General features: G+C 46.5%; 5 protein-coding genes and 1 pseudogene. 1 reads left to right on the forward strand and 5 read right to left on the reverse strand.

The window, feature by feature from the left end:
• The 3 genes and pseudogenes from LJE09_RS17040 to LJE09_RS17050 form a co-directional block, all read right to left on the reverse strand.
• Positions 1–130, reverse strand: a pseudogene (locus LJE09_RS17040) (sensor histidine kinase); the annotation flags it as partial.
• Between the two features lie 5 nt (positions 131–135).
• Positions 136–828 carry a response regulator transcription factor gene (locus LJE09_RS17045; RefSeq protein ID WP_173700300.1) on the reverse strand — a complete coding sequence of 231 codons (693 nt, stop codon included), beginning with the start codon at positions 826–828 and terminating at the stop codon, positions 136–138.
• The gene (locus tag LJE09_RS17050) at positions 821–1,009 is read right to left on the reverse strand and encodes a helix-turn-helix domain-containing protein (RefSeq protein ID WP_173700299.1); all 189 of its coding nucleotides are present in this window, start codon (positions 1,007–1,009) and stop codon (positions 821–823) included. The genes LJE09_RS17045 and LJE09_RS17050 overlap by 8 nt, the downstream gene beginning before the upstream one ends.
• Before the next feature lie 144 nt (positions 1,010–1,153).
• Between LJE09_RS17050 and LJE09_RS17055 the strand changes: the two genes are divergently transcribed.
• On the forward strand, positions 1,154–1,522 hold the full coding sequence (locus LJE09_RS17055) for a helix-turn-helix transcriptional regulator (protein ID WP_227311589.1): 369 nt from the start codon (positions 1,154–1,156) through the stop codon (positions 1,520–1,522).
• 27 nt (positions 1,523–1,549) lie between these two features.
• Here LJE09_RS17055 and LJE09_RS17060 read toward each other — a convergent pair whose 3' ends face one another.
• Positions 1,550–1,849 carry a hypothetical protein gene (locus LJE09_RS17060; RefSeq protein ID WP_161276704.1) on the reverse strand — a complete coding sequence of 100 codons (300 nt, stop codon included), beginning with the start codon at positions 1,847–1,849 and terminating at the stop codon, positions 1,550–1,552.
• A gap of 16 nt (positions 1,850–1,865) precedes the next feature.
• Positions 1,866–2,086: TnpV protein (locus LJE09_RS17065; protein WP_227311590.1), on the reverse strand; the 221-nt coding region annotated here is incomplete at its 5' end.

Below are 2,086 nucleotides of genomic sequence, written 5' to 3' on the forward strand. Positions count from 1 at the left end.
TTCCGTTTTTCACATCAACCAGCACATCGGTCATTTCTGCTATTTGTTTTTTTACGCGCCGAACGAGAACGATGGAGGTCAGCACAGCCAAAACAGCAATCACAATGGACAAGAAAACGATGATTTCCATGCTGGCTACACCTCCTTATTAAACCGGTAGCCAATCCCTTTGACCGTTTGTATATATTTTGGGCTTGAAGGATTGACTTCTAATTTTTTACGAAGCCGACTGATAATCGCCATAATGTTACTGTCGTCATAGAAATATTCTTCGCCCCAAACTTCCTCATAAATCTGCTGTTTTGTCAAAATTTTTCCTTGATGCTTTGCACAGTACAGGAGCAGATCAAATTCCTTTGGTGGAAGTTCAAAAGTGCCATTTTCCGTCGTAACAGAACGATTTTCAAGGTCAATTTGCAATCCATCAAAATCCAGTTTTTGCACAGCTCCGGCTTGATGATTAAAACGGGTGTAGCGGCGAACGAGAGACGCAATACGGGCAATCAGTTCGTCCATATCGAACGGTTTTGTCAGATAATCGTCCGCCCCGGCCCGTAAGCCCCGCACTTTAGAAATGCTGTCATTTTTGGATGTAAACATCAAAATCGGCAGGCTGTTCTCTTTGCGGATTTCTTCCAGCGTTTCAAAGCCATCCATACCGGGCATCATCACATCCAGCACTACAAGCTGATACTCCTGCTCTTTTAATTTCTGCAAGCCCTCTTTTCCGGTATTACAAAAATCAGCTTCTATGTTTTCTGCTTGTACGCTGCGTTTAATCAAAGCGCACAGTTCTCTGTCATCATCTATAATCAAAATTTTATTCATGGCGCAGCTCCTTCCCTTGTCTTGTCCGCCCATCAATCGGCTTCTCCGCAGTTTTAGGGATCAGCCAAATACCAGCCATTTTCACAGTGCCGTGGATACGCCCACCAGCACAATAGTAATTTACTCTACGAGGTGTCACGCCCCATTTCTCGGCAGCCTCTTTCAATGTCATATAGTCCATTTCGCACCTCCACAGAGTACATTATAGTTCTCTTTCTCGAACAATGCAAGAAACGGAATGTGAATTATAAACTTCAACCAACCTGCATATAGCAACATTCCGCAGGCAAAGTATGAATTATACAATGTAGCTGGGTGATGTTATATGGCGAAAGTTGAAGATTGTCCCGGTTTTGAAACCTTCGGTGCGGATGTCAAAGCCGCACGAGAGGCAAAGCGTCTGACACGAAAAACATTGGCAGAAATGGTTGGGATTGAATGGCGGTATCTTGCCAACATTGAGAATCAAGGTGCGATTCCGAGCCTGCCTGTGATGATCCAGTTGATTAAGGTCTGCGGACTTCCCGTAGAGCGATATTTTAACCCGGAGATCATGCGGGAAGAAAGCGCACAGCGGCAGCGGGTCAGCCACAAGCTGAAGCTCTGTCCTGAACAATACCTGCCGATTATCGAAGGTGCCATAGACGGGGCGCTCAAAATGGAACAGACTGCGAACCAGAAGGAGGACGCATAATCGCGGCCTCCTTCTGGCGTTTCTATATCAAGTTTCCCGGCACTTTTCCAAAAGTTCCCGGCACCTCTGCTGGATTTCTCCGGTTTCTGTCACAGTCAGATCGCGGTCATTTCCGGTAATCTTATCTTCCAGAAAGTTGGCGTATGTATCCAGCAAGGCGTTTCGCAAATCCTCTGGGGTTTTCTGTATCTCGGCGCTGTACCAGTCATTCCGGTGGGGTTCCCATGCCATCAATGTATAACCGTGGCTGGTCTGAACCACCTCATACAAAGGGTCATCATCCAGATATGCCTGAAACACTTTCAAAACCTTTTCAAAGGTCAGCATTTCCCGCACCTCCCATTCAGCTGCAAATCAGTTCCCAGATTAAAATTTCCTCAATCTGTGCCGTTAATGTGTTCATTAGCCCCACCCAACGCATAGGATCACAGGCTTTCAGCTCCTCAGTGACACCCGCAGCCTCCATCATGTGAGGTAACATGGTGTCCATACGCTCCTGCGCTGTCCGGTCAATCTCTAACAGGTGTGGATACAGCTTCTCGCTCATCAGCAGATGGTTGTAGA

This window comes from Blautia sp. DFI.3.45 (assembly GCF_020593505.1).
Taxonomy (GTDB): Bacteria; Bacillota; Clostridia; order Lachnospirales; family Lachnospiraceae; genus Blautia_A; species Blautia_A wexlerae.

What these genes read in the sequence shown, in the direction of transcription:
- LJE09_RS17060 (WP_161276704.1), bottom strand. Translation starts at nt 1,849, where the DNA reads ATGCTGACCTTTGAAAAGGTTTTGAAAGTGTTTCAGGCATATCTGGAT.
- LJE09_RS17045 (WP_173700300.1), bottom strand. Translation starts at nt 828, where the DNA reads ATGAATAAAATTTTGATTATAGATGATGACAGAGAACTGTGCGCTTTG.
- LJE09_RS17055 (WP_227311589.1), top strand. Translation starts at nt 1,154, where the DNA reads ATGGCGAAAGTTGAAGATTGTCCCGGTTTTGAAACCTTCGGTGCGGAT.
- LJE09_RS17050 (WP_173700299.1), bottom strand. Translation starts at nt 1,009, where the DNA reads ATGGACTATATGACATTGAAAGAGGCTGCCGAGAAATGGGGCGTGACA.